This window comes from Peribacillus sp. ACCC06369, assembly GCF_030348945.1.
In the GTDB taxonomy this organism is placed as follows: Bacteria; Bacillota; Bacilli; order Bacillales; family DSM-1321; genus Peribacillus.
Genome location: NZ_JAUCEN010000002.1, coordinates 4,361,046 through 4,377,801 on the forward strand (window position 1 = coordinate 4,361,046; position 16,756 = coordinate 4,377,801).

The window sequence follows — 16,756 nt, forward strand, 5'->3', positions numbered from 1 at the left end:
GATGCCAGTAATTCACTTAAACCAATAGAGAAGGTTCGTTGAAGAAGAAGTGATAAAATAAAGGGGAATTTAGTTGTGAGGTGGAAGAAATGAACACCATTTTAGAAGAGTTCTTGGAGTTAAAAGAAATATTAAACTCGTTCAATGGCCTCAATAAAGATTATAATTGGCTACTTACCGACTTAGATTGGTCTTACCCTGAAAATTACCTTAATTACTTCGAAGATTATCGAATTATTGACGACCCTCATAATAACTTCTGGATTACAGGTGAAAATCTAACGGAACTTGCCAATAATAAAGATTTTCATTTTATATGGGGTGTATTTTCGGCATTCGATAAAAACGAAAAAATTGATTTAGATGACATTAAAGAAGTACCATATGCTGATGGAAATCCAAATTTTTGGGTGGAAAATCCAATTATCCAACATCCTAAGGCTATGGTTGAATTGGTTCTGTGGGACTCTTCATTGATTTTACTTCTTAGTAAAGATGATGATATATCCAGAAATTTCAGAAATACTTTTGAAGGGTGGAAAGATTTAATTTATCACAATCAGTCGTAATACCAACTGCTGCAACCCTTTTCTTCCGAACTAAAGGACAAGTTAATGAGGAATGAGGAAAATTAACGAGGTGCAAAAATGCTTTTAAACGAATTTATGAATGAGAATTTCCCAAACTTAGAACTTAGACCACCCGTGTTTTATAGTTGGAAAATTGGTATCCGTTTTGAATTAGGTGTGGACTATGATAGTGATTTTGCTTATGAAAATAGCCCATATCTACAAGGAGTATATAAAAGGGTGATCACTTTATTTAAGTCCTTGCATTCTAATAACGATGATATTTATATTGTAGTTGACGTTAGTGATTATGCAGATGATTTTAAACTTAAATCAAAAACTTTTTCTCGTTATATTAAAGGGAAATCTGTCTTATATGGGTTAAACCAAAAGACTATTATTCATGACGATGATGAAGAAGGAACATATAAAACACATAGATTCACTTTAAAATGTAAAACATCCGACTTCAAATACATTCCTATGTTGAAAGCAATCTGCAATCAGGATATGGGGATAAGACCTAGTATTTTTAATATGGTCTATTTTATCAACATCAACAGGAAAACTATATTTCACGTTTATGATGACAGGGGTTGTGATTTAGTGGCGACCTCGCGCGAAACAATAAGAGATGTTTATGACAACTACAACGATTGGATATTAGCTTACGACAGAAATGAAATAGACGGGGTATTCAAATAAAGGATTCAACTAACAAGTGCGTTAGCTGAAGATCAATATATAATGAAGCAATAGGATAATGGGGGGGGAAAAATGCTGCACATACAGAAAGATTCCGATACTGTAATCATTGTCATTCACGAAATTTATGGACTGAACGAACATATGCAGGGTTTTTGTGAATCATTATCGAATCAGGGTTTTGATGTCATCTGTCCGAATTTGTTAGACCGAGAGACACCTTTTGATTATTCCCAAGAGGATGCTGCTTATCGTCATTTTATGGAGAATGTGGGTTTAACAGGCGCTTTACATAAAATAAAGGACATATTATCGGATGTTAAAGATGAATACCAAAAAATATTCATCCTTGGATTTAGTGCAGGGGCAACTGTGGCTTGGCTGTGTAGTGAGGACGAATGTGTCGATGGAATGGTTGGATACTACGGTTCCCGTATTAGGAATTATGTAGAATTAACGCCACAATGCCCTACACTGTTATTCTTTCCGCAAGAAGAATCAGCATTTAATGTGGACGAATTGATTTCAGCTTTAGAAATAAAGAATATCGAAGTGCAAAAATTCAACGGAAAACACGGATTCAGTGACCCTTACAGTTCAAAGTATCATGTAGAATCAGCACAAAACGCTTTTAGCAAAATGATGAAGTTTTTCATGATGAACTGAGGTGTCACATTCTCTAATATCGTTTTGTATTGATCCATTGTATCGAACCAGCATCGCTATGGGGATGACTGTCCGTTTGAACCTTTTTGTACTCCACTTCCAATTCTTTCAAGGTTAACTTCATAAGCTGTTCCACACTCTTATTTACAGTATGGATCATAAGTTTATGGATTAATTCCTTCCGCCTTTCTTCCACACTCTTCCTCATTTCACCCTCCCCTTTTCATTATCTTTCCACTGATTATATGAAATGATGGATCTTCAGACAGGGGTAATGATCATCGGATTCCTTCTCTTCAATTTTAATTATTTTGATATATTCTTCCTCTAAATCGGTTAGTGTTAATTCAAATAGATGGATGTCATTCTTTTTATAGACTCCCTCGTTAATCAACTTGTTGATCAGGAAGTTTCTTTTCTTTTCAATTGCTTTACGTAATAATATCCCCATAATAAATCCTCCTTTATTATATGAACAACTACGGTATTGTAACAGCGATGGAACCTGGCTCATACACCAAAAAAAACGGAGACATCTCTTTTTAAAGAAAAGTCTCCGGTTTTCCGGTCAATTAACCTATAATTCCTATTTAATTACTTGGTATTGTTATTTCTTATATTACAAACTCCGAGCTCCGTAGTCAACAAAAATTTTTATTTTATTTATTTTTCCGTTTGCTTCGCTTCATGAAATGCCGTTTTCACCTTACCCAACAGGTCTTTATCCGATAGCAATCGATATCCTGTAAGCGCAAGTGCTTTTGCACCAGTCAGAATGGCTTTGTTTCCAGCTTCTGATTTAGCACAGTCGCGGAATTCATTCGTATGGGCAATCAACTCATCCGGTCCAATTTTAATATAAGGATGGGCTGTCGGCACTACATGGCTTACATTACCTGCATCCGTCGAACCAAAACCACTCTCTTTTCGAGGGGCCACCGCTTCCCCCAATTGATCCAGTTCTTCTTTTAACAGTTCATCAAGGACTGGATTAATGACAAAATCGAGTACTTCATTTTGGAAACGCTCGACTTTAACCGTGCTTCCTGTGGCAAGTGCTGCCCCTTCAGCGACAGCACGTATTTTTCGGGACACTTCTTGGCAAAGTTTCCATGTTGTTGCCCTAATGTAAAATCTGGCTGAAGCAAATTCAGGAATGATGTTAGGCGCTTCCCCGCCATTGGTGATTATTCCGTGGATCTTGACCTCGGTTGGAAGCTGCTGGCGCAAAGCATTAATGCCATTGAACAGCTGAATCACCCCATCAAGTGCATTTACGCCTTGTTCAGGAGCAGCAGCCGCATGTGCTGCCTTCCCGTAAAAATGAAAATCAAGGGGATCGACGGCCAAAAATGGACTAGTTATACCCGTTTGCCCGGCAGGATGGATAATGATGGCTGCATCCACCCCATCAAATAGACCATGTTTCACAAAACTGCCTTTTGCGCTTCCATTCGGCCCGCCCTCTTCAGCCGGTGTACCGAAAACAATCACCTCTCCGCCCGTTTCCTCCAGCACTTGAGCCAAGGAAATGCCTGCTGCAACACTCGTTGTGCCGATGATATTATGGCCACAAGCATGACCTAAACCCGGCAATGCATCATACTCGGCTAAAAAGGCAATGGTAGGTCCTTCCTTTGAAGAGGTTTTTTTGGCGATGAATCCTGTTTCATGTCCAGCTATATTGCGGGTCACTTCAAATCCTTCATGGTGAAGTATTCCGGTTAACGTGTCCGAAGCGAAGAACTCTTGATTCCCAATTTCGGGTTTGGCATGAATGGCTTGACTCGTTTGGATATATAATTCGGAATGAAGGTCGATGTGATCTTCAATGATTTGCTGATGCTGCTTCTGCACTAATTCTCTCGCCATACTCTTATCTCCCCTTTTATTTATTGGTTTAAAAAGCCGGATAGCATTTTGAATCCTTCCGGCATTCCTTCACATTGTTCTATTCATCATTTTTCGTTAGCTGGTTTTGTCCAAGCATCTTGGTAATTCAATAATTCATCTACAGAAACATATGCAGGAATGGTGTTTCCATTAAACGTTTTTTCAATGAATTCCTTCACTTCTTTCGATTGATAAAGCTCTACTAATTTTTGCAGCTCAGGACGATCGGCATTTCCCTTTTTAACTGCAATGATATTGATATATGGTTTCGCCGTTTTACTTTCATGGAATAATGCATCTTTTAAAGTAAGGTCTGCTTCGACGGCAAAATTATTATTAATGGCTGAAGCATCGGCATCATCCAATAGACGCGGTGTATTGCCGGCAGCAACAGGTTTGATTTTCAATTTTTTCGGATTTTCCTTAATGATTTCCAATGATCCCGATCCATTGAATTCCTCTTTCAATGTAATCAATCCAGCTTCTTGAAGAAGGAGTAACGCACGGCCAAAGTTTGTTGCTTCATTCGGAACCGCTATCGTAGCGCCATCTGGAAGATCCTTGAGATCTTTGTGTTTTTTCGAATAAAGTCCCATGGGTGCAATGACAGTCGACCCGATGGCCTCTAATTTCAGATTTTGATCTTGAACGAATTCATCGAAGTAGGCGACCGTTTGGAATGAATTCGCATCAATTTCCCCTTCACTTAATGCAAGGTTCGGTTGGATATAATCATTGAAAGTGACCAGTTCGATATTCAGCCCCTTATCTTTAGCTAAGTCAACAATGTATTCCCATGTTCTCGTATCCCCGCTGCTGACACCGACTTTTACTGTTTTCACATCATCCGAACCGCCTGATGCACCCTCTTCGTTCCCGCATGCTGCAGCCACGATGGCCAATGCCAATACTATGATCGTTAATAAGATTTTCTTCATTTTCTCCTACCTCCTGTTATTTTTATCTTCTTCTGATTTTTCTTGAAACAAAATTCCCGGTGGATTGCAGTAATTGAACGATGATCACGAGCGCCGCTACTGTGACGACCATCGTCATCGTATCGAACCTTTGATAACCGTAAGCCAAAGCTAAATCTCCGACCCCGCCTGCTCCGACGGCACCTGCCATGGCCGTAGATCCGACCAGCCCGATTGTCGCTGTTGTAAATGTAAGGATCAATGAACTAAGTCCCTCGGGAATCAAAAAGCGGTAAATGATTTGCCATGTCGTCGCCCCCATCGCCTGAGCTGCCTCGATGATCCCTTTGTCCACTTCCAAAAGGGAGTTTTCGACAAGCCGGGCAATATAAGGAGCCGCGTAAAAGATAAGCGGAACAATGGCCGCATTCGTTCCGATCGCACTGCCTACGAGCATTCTGGTAAACGGAATAAGTGCTACAAGCAAGATGATGAAAGGAACAGACCGCAATATATTGATGATCGGATTCAATACATTAAAGATCCATTTATTCTCCAGGATGTGACCCTTTCTTGTAATGACAAGCAGGATACCGAGCGGCAGCCCAATCAATCCGGAAAACACCAATGAGATGGCTACCATATAAAGTGTGTCACCGAAAGCTGTCGACAGCTGCTCTGCCGTTATTTCCATTCCCCAAAGCGTATTACCCATTTATCTGCACCTCCTGGACGAGAATCCCCTCATCTTTAATATATTGATAAGCCTTGTCCACCTCTTTTTTGTTCCCTGTCACTTCGATGATTAAATTTCCAAAAGGCGTTTCCTGAATTTCAGAAATATTGGCTGATAATACGCTTAAATGAACATCATATTTCTTCGAGATGGTAGAAAGTAAGGGAGTACCCGAAGTAGTCCCAATAAAATTAATTTTCCAAATAATCGGGATATGGGACCCTATACTTTTTAGGAAACTTTGTGGAATCTCATCATGTATGACCGTTCTCACGAAGTTTTTTGCAATATCCGTCTGCGGCTTGGCAAAAACCTCGAAAACTGAACCTTGTTCAACCACAAATCCGCCCTCCATGACCGCTACTTTATTGCAAATTTCCCTAATAACAGACATTTCATGAGTGATTAACAGAATCGTAATATTGTATTCTTTATTAATTTTCTTTAAGAGCTGCAGAACCGCACTCGTTGTTTGTGGATCCAATGCAGATGTAGCTTCATCACACAATAAGATCGATGGATTGGTAGCCAATGCTCTCGCTATGCCGATCCGCTGCTTTTGACCGCCGGATAATTGTTCCGGATAACTCTTTGCCTTGCTTGATAAGCCAACGAACTCTAACAGCTCGCCTACCCGCTGTTTGATTTCTTTACTAGGAGTTCCTGATAAAACCAGCGGCATGGCGATATTATCAAAAACAGTCTTTGAGTTTAGCAAGTTGAAATGCTGAAAGATCATTCCGATTTTTTTCTTTTCTGCCCGCAATTCCTTCGGATTCAATGAAGTTAAATCCTTACCCCCGACAATCACCGAACCATCTGAAGGCTGTTCAAGCAGGTTGACCAACCTGATCAACGTACTTTTCCCGGCCCCGCTATAACCGACGACACCGAATATATCCCCCTTTTCCACCGTCAAATTAATTCCTTTCAAAGCCTCAACGGTCTGTTTCTTTGTTTGATAAACCTTTTTAACATTTTGAAACTCAATCATCCTATCTCCCCCCATGTTGTTTATTTGTTAAAATTCATTATCAGAGAAGAGCTTTGCAAAGTTTCATAATGATAGGGTTAATTTCGAAATTCACGAGTAAATGCCCGAAACTCACGAGTAAATGATCGAAACTCACGAGTAAATGATCGAATCTCACGAGTAAATGCCCGGAACTCACGAGTAAATGCCCGAATCTCACGAGTAAATCAATAATTCTCCAAATAACCATATACATTTTGAATAAACAAAAGAGGCCTCTTCCGTCATCAGACAGAAGAGGCCTCTTTTAGAAATAAAAAAGAGTAAACTCTTAATTTAATTATCTAAGAAAAGCTCCTTCTTATCTTTCAAACTTTCGTCCGTTGGAATTAGCACAGTATTTTTACAAAAGTAAAAACCCGCTGCCGAGGTATCATAGGGCCAAGTCCCTCCACATCTCTTGATAAGAATTAACGTTATATTTAATTATGTCCTTCACTATATATTCTAATTTCTCTAAAGTCAACCATATTTTTAATCGCTCTAAATATTTTCATAGTATAGTGACTCGATGCTTTTTAACTATATTAATATAATTTTTATTTCTATTTTATAATGATTTACTCATTCTCCATACAGGGTGTTTTTCATTTTCTTCGCTTATCTTCATCATGCCCGAATTCGTATATAATCGAATCGCCCTTTGGTTATTCGGAGAAACCCTTAAATGATATTCGGATACATTAAATTGCCTGAAAAAGTTTTCTGCGTAGCGAACCAATTCCTTGCCAAGGCCTTTACTGCGGTATTCGGGAATAAGATAAAATAGATTCACATAGCCAATCTCAGTTCCTTCATACTCCCGAATTTGAAGTTCCATTTGTCCAATCGGTTCTTGGTCCTTTTCAATGATTACCTGTCCATCCGGAAATTTGCGGACCCGTTCTTTCATTCGTTGCAAGTATGTATTTTCATCTCCAAAACCGTCTTCAGATCCAAAACTTACAACAAATGAATCTTTCCGGAATTTAACGATAATTTCTTTATCTTTGTCCGTATCAATGGTACGAAAAAGCAACTTCATCCACCCCTATCATTTTATTGGAATAGTTTTTAGATAGGTAATACTCATTTTCTTACGCTAATTCACCATTTTCAATTTCATAAATAAAAGGCTTAAAGAGGCCCTTTCGTTTTTGTGCCTTGATGAAAAAACATTTGCCATCTTCCATTCGTACATTTCCAGATTGAACTTCTTAAGGTATGTTCCGCTTTACTTTCATCAAAAATCCGGTACGTAGTTAACACGGTATCCTCTGACAATTGATGCATGTCAAATTGACTTAAGGTCATTTTCACCGCACCGGCTCCCTCTTCCCCCACAAAATCGCTTTTAGTCCATATATTACCCGAACTGCCAAACTCAAAGAAATCATCTTTCAATAATAATGAAAGCTCTTCTGGAGATGTACGGATTTCAGATTTTAACAATTTCTCCTCCAGCTGATACAAATGCTCTTTTAACAACGAAGAATCACTTTCCATTCATCTTGTCCTCCTTTTTCAACTACTTTCCTCGAGTTGACTGCTTCTCAATACGATTGGAAAATGGTGTATAATTCATACAAAGACTTTCATACGGTGGTGAATTCATGATCCATGCTGTCAAAGATTTTTTTTCCAGCTGCTTGCTGATTACCAGTTGGCTAATATTTGCGGTCAGCAGCATTTTTTTCATTTTTTCGTTTTTAACCGTTTTTGCCATACCTATTTTCTTATTAATATTTTTAACCGGCTTACTTTGTTTCCATATTTCCAAGAAACTGGACTCATGACGAATTTCTAAGTGTTAAGAACAATTTATTCCACAATACTAGCGGTAATTCCTTTTAAACTGCCATTCGATACGATTTATTCCTTGCTAAAACCCAATAATATGGTCCTCAAAATGGATTAATTCGGCCTACAATTGATTTATTTCGTCCTAAATCGGATTATTTCGACCTACATCAGTTTAATTCGACCTACACCCCATTTATTCCGTCCTACATCAAAATAATTCCCATTTTTATCATTGAATCCATAAAAAAAAGGAGCTGCAATGACAGCTCCTTTTTTCATGCATCCGTTCATGTTTATCGTGATAGGGTCCCCTGCAGACGATTCGTTTCGGCGATTACTTTTTCTTCATCGATCGTTAAGCAGCGGCCATCTTTCACGACCATTTTGCCATCAATGTATACATCACATACATCATTTCCGCGTGCTGCATAAAGCAGGTGCGAATAGGCTTCACTCAGTGGCTGCAGATGTTCTTTGTTATATGGGTAAATGGTGATGAAGTCTGCTTTTTTACCAGCTTCAAGTGATCCCGTATGACCCATGCCGATCGCTTCTGCACCCATTCTGGTGGCCATGGCGAGTGCCGTTTGTGCAGGGAATTTAGTGGCATCCTTATAGATTCCTTTTTGTAGTAATGCAGCTGTCCTTATTTCCTCGAACATATCGAAGTTGTTATTCGAGGCGACGCCGTCTGTTGCAACCCCAACTTTAATGCCTGCATCAAGGAGGCTGACGACATCTGCTATTCCAGATCCGAGCTTCAGGTTACTGATTGGATTATGGGCAACCCGAACGTCATGCTGTTTTAGTATCGCCCGCTCTTCATCATTGAGGACCACACCATGGGCCATCACGGTAGGCTGATCGAACAGTCCTAAACGGCGAAGGTGCTCGACAGGACGGGATCCGTAACGTTTTTCGATGTCGAGGATTTCAAAGTCCGTTTCCGATACGTGAATGTGCACCATTAAATCATTCTCTTTTGCAATCCGTGCACTTTCCATAATCGCCTCAGGTGTACAGGCATAAGGGCTGTGTGGCGCGACCATGGTGGTCAGGCGGCCATCGGCAAACGTTTTATAGTTTTTTGAAAACTGCTCAGCCCCCATGAGGTTCGCTTTTTGGTCTTTTTCCGTACCCAAGCTGAAAATTGTGTAAGAAAAGGCTCCGCGCATTCCCGTTTCGCCTATCGTCTCCACGACAGCACCCGCATCTATTCCATTAGGATTAAACATATCCGAAAATGTCGTGGTTCCTGATTTCATCATTTCCATAAGGCCAAGTTGAGAACTTACAGAGGCGATTTCCGTTGTAAACTGGCTTTCAATCGGCCATATTTTCGTTTCAAGCCACGGCTTCAGCAGCATATCGTCCCCGATTCCGCGTAAAAGGGTCATGACAATATGCGAATGGGCATTCACAAGGCCTGGCATAATCCATTTCCCGCCAAGGTTGACCACTTGATCAGCATCTGCCAATTGTTCTTCAGAGTGCTGGCCGATGTAGGATATGGTTTGATCTTGTACAATCATCATCCCATTTTCAAAGATTTGATTTTCTTTATCCATAGTAAAAAAGGTAGCATTCATATATATCGTTTTCATATAAGTATTTCCTCCAAAGTCGTATCATGTATCAACATGTTTCTATTCCGCATTCTAAACTAGCATCTTACAGGTAATCAAGTAATTCCATATTATCAGGGGACATTTCCATTTACCTTAGGAACCTATTGGAAAAGCTTCAAGATGAATGCTTCCTTCAATATGTCCGATCAATCAGCAAACCACATAGGTGATGCCCATTGCAAATTCAGCAGGCAAATCAGCTGCTTAAAAAAATCTTCCCTCTATTGCCCACAGGGGTTTCGGTGATACGAATGGCTTCTTGCACATCTTGAAGGCCGTAGTAGGAATCCGGCTTCATGAACATCAATCTTTCATCAGCAATGAAACCCATCAAAAGGTTAAACGTTTCATGCCAGGTTTGAACTGAAGCCTGCTGATTCCAATGGCGAAGATGAAACATTTTAACATTCACTTTTGTCCTTTGTGAAATTTCCGCCCAATTTACAGACTGTCCTGATAAAAGGCCAATCGTTAATAAGATGCCGTTAGGCCGAACACAAAAAGCTAGCTCTGAACCATCAATGCCGCCCACTGAATCTATGGCCGCATTCGCTCCGCGCCCATTCGTCCATTCCATCACGGTATCACGCAAGGATGATTGGGACGTATCGATTACATATGCAGCACCAAGTTCATGCAGTTCTTCCGTATACTTATCGTTTCTCGTTACAGCAATCAGCTTAAAACCAAGAATCCTGGATAACTGGGCAAATAAACGGCCAATGGAAGATCCGCAAGCATTTACGAGTAATACATCATCCGGTTTCAATGCTAATACTTCTGTGATTATTAGCCACGCGGTTATCGGATTTATATATAATTGCGCTGCTATATGGTCCTCGATCGAATCAGGAATGACGATGGCCAGCTCCGCAGATGCTTTAACATAATCCTGCCAGGTCCCTTCACCACGCAAAGGCAGTACACGCTTGCCTATCAGCTCTTTCGAAACCGATGGACCCACCTCTTCTACAATGCCGACACCTTCATAACCAGGTATGGCAGGTAAGGGGATTCGGTGGGAATAGGCACCGCGAATGGGCAGCAAGTCAGACGGGTTAATGGGACGTGTGGTCATCCGAACGAGGACTTCCCCCTCGAAAGGTCTTTGGATAAATTTATTTTCAACTTTTAAAACCTTTTGCGGATTCCCAAACTCATAGAATGTAACACATTTGGCTTCCAAAATAATAAGTCTCCTTTTATGTATAAGTCTATCTATTTTATCATTTAAACTGAACCTGGCCAGTATTCTAAAAAACTTAAAGAGCTGTTAATTCTGGGTTTAATATATTGTGGTTTTCCACGTTTTAATCACTTCTAATTAAGCATTCCGTTTTATTATTATAATCCCTTTTCACCTTCAATTGACCTGCCCCTTCTTTCCATAAAAAAAAGGTTGCCGCAGCAACCCAGGTTTTGAAGTAAAAATTTCTTTTGTTAAATAAGAACCTAATCATAACTTTTCTAATATAAAAACCCCTATCAGTTTAATCCGGCATTTTAGTAGGAAACCCGGGATATTTCACAACAGGCCATTTCTCCTTACGTAGTGAATCGAGCAATTCTGATCCAACATTCAAGTTGCTTTGAACTAGCTCTTTAGGAGTCAGTGCCATCCACTGGTTTAGAGAAACGTCTACAAAGCGATTGCTTTTGAACATTTCTAAAAACCATAACGTTTCGGTACCGGTGTTCTGAATATAGTGCCCAGTAGCAAAGGGTACATATCCGACATCACCTGCTCTATAATCTAATGTACGAGCTGTACCGTTTCCAGTAAATACTGTCATGCGCCCTTGTCCAGTAAGGTAATACTGCCACTCGTCGTTATTGGGATGCCAATGAAGTTCTCTCATTCCACCCGGCTCAATCTCAACGAGTGCCGCGGCTATTGTTTTTGAAATAGGGAAGTTAGAAGAGTCCACAATTCGCACGCTTCCACCAGGGGTCTTGATTGGTGTTTGTTTCAACAGCTCGTGCTTAAAGGTTAAAGGAACTTCTCCGTAAGGTGACTGGACTTCCTGACTTTCCAGTGAACCGGGTACCTTTCCCTGATAGATATAGACCTGATCTGAAGGAATGGAGTCAAAGGCACTCTCTGGAACGCCGAAATTGGCCGACAGAACATCTTTTGGAGTGTGTGCGAACCAATCTGAGATGGATAAGGTGTTAAGATCGGAAAAGTTTCCGTCATCGAAGACGAGCAAAAATTCGCAATGTTCCAACCCTTGAATCGAATGTGGGATTCCTGGTGGAAAGTACCAAAGATCGCCCGGGCCGACGTCCGCAATGAAATTTCGTCCTTCTTGGTCAACCGAGGTTATGCGTGCCCGTCCTAACAGCATATAAGACCACTCTGCTTCTTGATGCCAATGGAGTTCACGTACTCCTCCTGCCGTTAAGCTCATATTCACTCCCGCAAGTGTGGTCGCAATCGGAAGTTCCCTTGCGGTGATCTCCCTTGACCATCCCCCGTGATTTAATGTCATTGAAGTGTCTGAGAACGAGAATTTCAAGTTAGGAAGCAAGCCTGCATCTGTGATAGGCGGGACGAGCATATTTGGATTTTGAAGATCCCGCATAATATTTCGCGGGCCAGAGTCAATCGCTCCGGCTCCATCACTTCGGATAGGCTGTGGCACATACCCGTCCACTTGATTAATAGTTCGTTTTTCCATCAAAAAGCACCTCTTTTTGGCATTATAAAGGGATAAGCCTTTATAGTAGTCTTATGATTTAGGCTTCGATGTATGTCACTGTGCCTATTGAGAAAAAACAAAAGGCATCCCCTTTTGAAGGAATGCCCCATTTAATGTTGGTTGGATTAATTTAAAAATCTACCGCTAAAGTCTTGATCTATATTAATAGGGAAGAAACTGCTTCTAATGATCTTGAGATAAACCAATTGGAATGCATAGAGGCGTTTGGTCAACAGGGTTTTCAATAATACAGCATTCCAGCCTAAAGACGTCCTTGATCATCTCTTTTGTAAAGACCTTTTCAGGCGGTCCCTCTTTATAGATTTTCTCCTTAACGATGCTAATCAGATGATCCGCATACTGTGCCGCTTGATTTAAATCATGCAGAACCATGACAATCGTGCGCCCATAAGTTACGTTTAAATCGCGCAGTAATTCCAATATTTCAATTTGGTGTGCTAAGTCTAGATAGGTTGTCGGTTCATCTAGCAGTAAAAGGTCGGTTTCTTGTACTAAAGCCATCGAAATCCATGCTCTTTGCCTTTGTCCTCCAGATAAGGCATCCAATGTACGATCAGCAAATTCAGTCATTTTCGTTGCAGATAAAGCACGGTCGACAATGGCATGATCTTCTGGAGTTTGTCTCGAAAACAAGCCTTTGTGTGGATGCCTGCCATAATAACATAAATCTTTAACGGTTATATCTTCCGGAGCTTCCGGAGCTTGCGGTAAAATAGCCAATTTCTTCGCAACTTCCTTGGAAGATTGCTGATGAATGGCCTTTCCATCTAAATAGATCGTGCCTTGCTGAGGTATTAATAATCTAGCTAGAGACCGTAAGATGGTAGATTTGCCACAACCATTGGAACCTATGATTATACTGATTTTACCTTCAGGAATTTCTAAATCGATATTATCAATGATCTGAGTTGATCCATAAGATAGAGAAAGATGCTCTGCTGATAATGTTGTCATGATCGCCAGCCTTCCTTATGTTATTTTTCGTTCACGACGTAATAGATATAAAAAGTATGGCACCCCAATCACCGCAGTGATAATTCCGGCGGGTATTTCTATTGGAGGGAACAATCCTCTGCCCAAGCTATCAGCAACGAGTAGAAAGATAGAACCAAAGAGCGCTGAAGCAGGAAGTAAAACCTTGAATTTAGATCCAACCACTCTACGGGCAATATGGGGGGCGATTAAACCAATAAATCCGATAGAACCAACCGCAGCTACACAGACTCCAATTAAAATGACAGAAACACCTAGTAAAATATAACGCAGTAATTTTGATCTTTCACCGAGACCTGTAGCTATTTCGTCTCCAAGGCTCAGTACATCCATTTTAGAAGTTAATGCAATTAATACCGGGACAAGAACTAGACATGGAAGCAAAATGAATACTTGATCCCATCCTCTTCCCCATAGACTCCCTGTTAACCACAAGAGAGTCGTATTCACATCATCCGGGAACTTGACCATGAAATACTCTATGCCTGCTTGACATATTGCCCCTAAAGCAATTCCCACCAAAGCTATTGTATTTGGTTGAGCCCCTTTTTTATAAACAAATATCATCAAAATTGCCGCCATGACCGCTGCTCCGATAAAAGCTGAAAGGGGTAAAATGATGATTGGCGATTGCGGAAATAAAACAATGACGATAACAGCTGCCAATCCGGCACCTTTTGTTACCCCAATCACATCGGGAGAAGCCAATGGATTTCGAAGGACCCCTTGCAGAATGGCTCCAGCCGTTGCCAATCCGGCACCCACTATCACGGCAATCAAAATACGGGGTATCCGGTAGTTGTGCAGTATGAATGCCTGACTTTGCATGCCATTTCCAAGGAAATTTTGGATGATTTCCAAAGGTGAGATGTAAATGGCCCCTAATCCCAGGCTCACCATTGATAAAATCAGCAGGATTACCATAAGTATAAGGAGAATGGAATAAGGGAGAAATTTGGGTTTCAACACGGATTTTCGACTAAGTTTCATTGCTTAATATTCCTCCCTCTCTTCGCTAAATAAAGGAAGAATGGCGCACCGATTATAGCTGTTACAATTCCTACTGGCGATTCAAAAGGATAAGCGATAAACCGGGCGATAATATCTGCATAAACTAAGAGTAAAGCGCCGAATAATGCAGAAAAAGGGATGATTCTTCGATAATCTCCCCCCACCAGCCTCCTGACGATATGAGGAATAATCAAACCAACAAAGCCCACTGGGCCTGCGACGGCAACCGAAGATCCTGCCAAAATAATGACCAATATTCCTGCTAAAATACGGATTCGGTACACCCGTTGCCCAAGTCCTTGCGCCATATTTTCTCCTAATACAAGGACGGAAACAGATCGAGAGAACAAGACAGCTACAAATAGCCCAAAAAGAGACCAAGGAAGAACCATGTTAACGTGCGCCCATGTTTTCCCATTAATAGATCCGACTAACCAATAGAGCACATCTTTCGCTTGTTCATTAAAGATGATCATGCCTTGCGTTAAAGAAGATAAAAAAAAGTGAACAGCCATTCCCGCCAATGCCAGCTTCACTTGGGTCATTCCCCCTCCCGAAGCAAAAGAATAGACTGCCATCCCCCCCACTGCTGCACCAATGAATGCAACGCAAACTAGAGAGACGGAAGAAAGGTTAGGAAAGAAAACAAAAGCTGAAACAATAAAAAATGACGCACCGGCATTAACACCAAATACTTGTGGAGAAGCTAATGAATTCCGGGTGATAGCCTGCATGAGAGCACCCGCCACCGCTAAATTAGCACCGACCAATGCTCCAACCAAAGCTCGAGGTAAACGAAGAGTCCTTATAATAACCTGTTCTTTTGATGAGTCCATCTCAAAAAAGGACTTCAAAACCATTGCTAAATTTATGTCGGCCGCGCCCACAGAAATACTTGTTAGGACTCCCAAAATTAACAAAACGATTCCGGCTACAGCTGTACAATACACTTTCATTTTACTTCTAACTAAGGTCTCCATTGACTATACAACACACTTCCTAACAAGATTTTCATACTAATAGAAAGAGAAGTAAGAATTGGATCTCTTACTTCGCTTTTGTTCCTTATTCTTTACCAAGCATGTTTAAGGTGTCTTTAGCAATGGCCTCTGCGGATACAACACCACGGTATCTTGTCCATAAATCCCGATCAACACTATAAACTTGTTTGTTTTTTACAGCCTTTAGGTCTTTCCAAAGAGGGTTATCTTTCCACTCATCAGTAAGTAACTTACCTTCATTGTTCGCCAAAAGCAGCACATCCGGATTAATCTCGACAAGTTGCTCCAGATTCATCTCAGCATGTGGTTGGTCTTGCTGAATGGCATTTTTCAATCCCATTCGTTCAAGCAATTCTCCATCATAAGAAGAAGAAGTATGAGCTTGGAATGAAGTATCCCGTACAACAGCAGGTAAAACCGTCATATTTGAATTAACTGTTAGCTTTGATTTAAGTTCTTTGATCGTTTTTTCATGCTCGTTTAATCTTTTATCTGCAGCCTCTTCCTGATTTACTGCTTTTGCAATCGTTTTGAAAGAATCCAAGTTTTCTTGATAGGTAGATTCCCGACTTTTTAAGACAACGGTAGGAGCGATCTGCTGTAAATCTTTATAAATACCTTTATGCCGCTCAGCATCTGCAATGATTAAATCCGGCTGTAATGAACTGATAACCTCTAAATTAGGCTGTTCACGTGTTCCCACTGAAGTATAATCCATTTCTTGACCTACAAGTTTTGTAATCATATCTTTTTTGTTGTCATCTGAAATCCCAATAGGTTTTATTCCTAGAGCATTTAGAGAATCAACGAAAGATAACTCAAGGGTAACTATTTTTTTAGGAGTATTTTTAATTTCCGTTTCTCCCATTTCATGCTTAATCGTCCTTATTTCTTGATTCTTTGTTTCGGCAGATGTCTTATCTGCTTCTGTTGTTTTTTGAGAGGTATTACATCCTGATAACATCATCATAATAGTCAATAACAGGATTAATACTCCTCCCCCATATGTTCTTGCTTTTTTAGATTCTCGCATTTTTTGCACCCTTTCTCTCATCTATATCTATTTAACTTCTTAACCAACGAATACATTCATAATTGA

The 16,756-nt window shown here is 40.5% G+C and carries 20 protein-coding genes and 1 riboswitch; of the genes, 3 read left to right on the forward strand and 17 right to left on the reverse strand.

All coding sequences use genetic code 11. The features are described 5' to 3' along the window. Nucleotides 1-89: 89 nt before the first annotated feature. The 3 genes from QUF78_RS22130 (at nt 90) to QUF78_RS22140 (ending at nt 1,940) form a co-directional block, all read left to right on the forward strand. The gene (locus QUF78_RS22130) at nt 90-569 is read left to right on the forward strand and encodes a hypothetical protein (RefSeq protein ID WP_289326364.1); all 480 of its coding nucleotides are present in this window, start codon (nt 90-92) and stop codon (nt 567-569) included. A gap of 78 nt (nt 570-647) precedes the next feature. Then, entirely contained in the window at nt 648-1,274 is a 627-nt protein-coding gene (locus tag QUF78_RS22135) for a DUF3885 domain-containing protein (protein ID WP_289326365.1), read from the forward strand. A 72-nt stretch (nt 1,275-1,346) separates the two neighbouring features. After that, nucleotides 1,347-1,940 (forward strand): dienelactone hydrolase family protein, encoded by a 594-nt coding sequence (locus tag QUF78_RS22140; protein ID WP_289326366.1) that lies wholly within the window; start codon nt 1,347-1,349, stop codon nt 1,938-1,940. Nucleotides 1,941-1,953: 13 nt separating this feature from the next. Here QUF78_RS22140 and QUF78_RS22145 read toward each other — a convergent pair whose 3' ends face one another. From QUF78_RS22145 to QUF78_RS22225, 17 genes are all read right to left on the reverse strand, one after another. Beyond that, entirely contained in the window at nt 1,954-2,148 is a 195-nt protein-coding gene (locus QUF78_RS22145; RefSeq protein WP_289326367.1) for a Fur-regulated basic protein FbpA, read from the reverse strand. 33 nt (nt 2,149-2,181) lie between these two features. Next, nucleotides 2,182-2,391: a Fur-regulated basic protein FbpA gene (locus tag QUF78_RS22150; RefSeq protein ID WP_289326368.1), complete on the reverse strand. Its 210-nt coding sequence runs from the start codon at nt 2,389-2,391 to the stop codon at nt 2,182-2,184. A 212-nt stretch (nt 2,392-2,603) separates the two neighbouring features. Next, on the reverse strand, nt 2,604-3,812 hold the full coding sequence (locus tag QUF78_RS22155; RefSeq protein WP_289326369.1) for a M20 family metallopeptidase: 1,209 nt from the start codon (nt 3,810-3,812) through the stop codon (nt 2,604-2,606). 86 nt (nt 3,813-3,898) lie between these two features. Continuing rightward, the gene (locus QUF78_RS22160; protein ID WP_289326370.1) at nt 3,899-4,771 is read right to left on the reverse strand and encodes a MetQ/NlpA family ABC transporter substrate-binding protein; all 873 of its coding nucleotides are present in this window, start codon (nt 4,769-4,771) and stop codon (nt 3,899-3,901) included. A 22-nt stretch (nt 4,772-4,793) separates the two neighbouring features. Then, entirely contained in the window at nt 4,794-5,444 is a 651-nt protein-coding gene (locus tag QUF78_RS22165; RefSeq protein ID WP_289318292.1) for a methionine ABC transporter permease, read from the reverse strand. A 13-nt stretch (nt 5,445-5,457) separates the two neighbouring features. Then, nucleotides 5,458-6,480, reverse strand: a complete 1,023-nt coding sequence (locus QUF78_RS22170; protein WP_289326371.1) for a methionine ABC transporter ATP-binding protein — start codon at nt 6,478-6,480, stop codon at nt 5,458-5,460. Nucleotides 6,481-6,520: 40 nt separating this feature from the next. After that, nucleotides 6,521-6,709, reverse strand: a complete 189-nt coding sequence (locus tag QUF78_RS22175) for a hypothetical protein (protein ID WP_289326372.1) — start codon at nt 6,707-6,709, stop codon at nt 6,521-6,523. Between the two features lie 108 nt (nt 6,710-6,817). After that, a riboswitch (SAM riboswitch) is annotated at nt 6,818-6,929 on the reverse strand. Nucleotides 6,930-7,069: 140 nt separating this feature from the next. Beyond that, entirely contained in the window at nt 7,070-7,537 is a 468-nt protein-coding gene (locus QUF78_RS22180; protein ID WP_289326373.1) for a GNAT family N-acetyltransferase, read from the reverse strand. A 98-nt stretch (nt 7,538-7,635) separates the two neighbouring features. Further along, nucleotides 7,636-8,004: a nuclear transport factor 2 family protein gene (locus tag QUF78_RS22185; protein ID WP_289326374.1), complete on the reverse strand. Its 369-nt coding sequence runs from the start codon at nt 8,002-8,004 to the stop codon at nt 7,636-7,638. Between the two features lie 22 nt (nt 8,005-8,026). After that, nucleotides 8,027-8,278, reverse strand: coding sequence for a hypothetical protein (locus QUF78_RS22190; protein WP_289326375.1), 252 nt, complete (start codon nt 8,276-8,278; stop codon nt 8,027-8,029). A gap of 316 nt (nt 8,279-8,594) precedes the next feature. After that, on the reverse strand, nt 8,595-9,905 hold the full coding sequence (locus QUF78_RS22195; protein ID WP_289326376.1) for an amidohydrolase family protein: 1,311 nt from the start codon (nt 9,903-9,905) through the stop codon (nt 8,595-8,597). 220 nt (nt 9,906-10,125) lie between these two features. Then, on the reverse strand, nt 10,126-11,115 hold the full coding sequence (locus tag QUF78_RS22200; protein ID WP_289326377.1) for a zinc-dependent alcohol dehydrogenase family protein: 990 nt from the start codon (nt 11,113-11,115) through the stop codon (nt 10,126-10,128). A 304-nt stretch (nt 11,116-11,419) separates the two neighbouring features. After that, nucleotides 11,420-12,610, reverse strand: a complete 1,191-nt coding sequence (locus QUF78_RS22205) for an oxalate decarboxylase family bicupin (RefSeq protein WP_289326378.1) — start codon at nt 12,608-12,610, stop codon at nt 11,420-11,422. Nucleotides 12,611-12,814: 204 nt separating this feature from the next. Further along, complete coding sequence (locus QUF78_RS22210) at nt 12,815-13,606, reverse strand: ABC transporter ATP-binding protein (protein ID WP_289326379.1); 792 nt, start codon at nt 13,604-13,606, stop codon at nt 12,815-12,817. Between the two features lie 15 nt (nt 13,607-13,621). Continuing rightward, nucleotides 13,622-14,635: a FecCD family ABC transporter permease gene (locus QUF78_RS22215; protein WP_289326380.1), complete on the reverse strand. Its 1,014-nt coding sequence runs from the start codon at nt 14,633-14,635 to the stop codon at nt 13,622-13,624. After that, complete coding sequence (locus tag QUF78_RS22220; protein WP_289326381.1) at nt 14,632-15,612, reverse strand: FecCD family ABC transporter permease; 981 nt, start codon at nt 15,610-15,612, stop codon at nt 14,632-14,634. Before QUF78_RS22220 ends, QUF78_RS22215 begins: the two co-directional genes overlap by 4 nt. A 109-nt stretch (nt 15,613-15,721) precedes the next feature. Further along, nucleotides 15,722-16,690 carry an ABC transporter substrate-binding protein gene (locus tag QUF78_RS22225; RefSeq protein ID WP_289326382.1) on the reverse strand — a complete coding sequence of 323 codons (969 nt, stop codon included), beginning with the start codon at nt 16,688-16,690 and terminating at the stop codon, nt 15,722-15,724. Nucleotides 16,691-16,756: the final 66 nt, after the last annotated feature.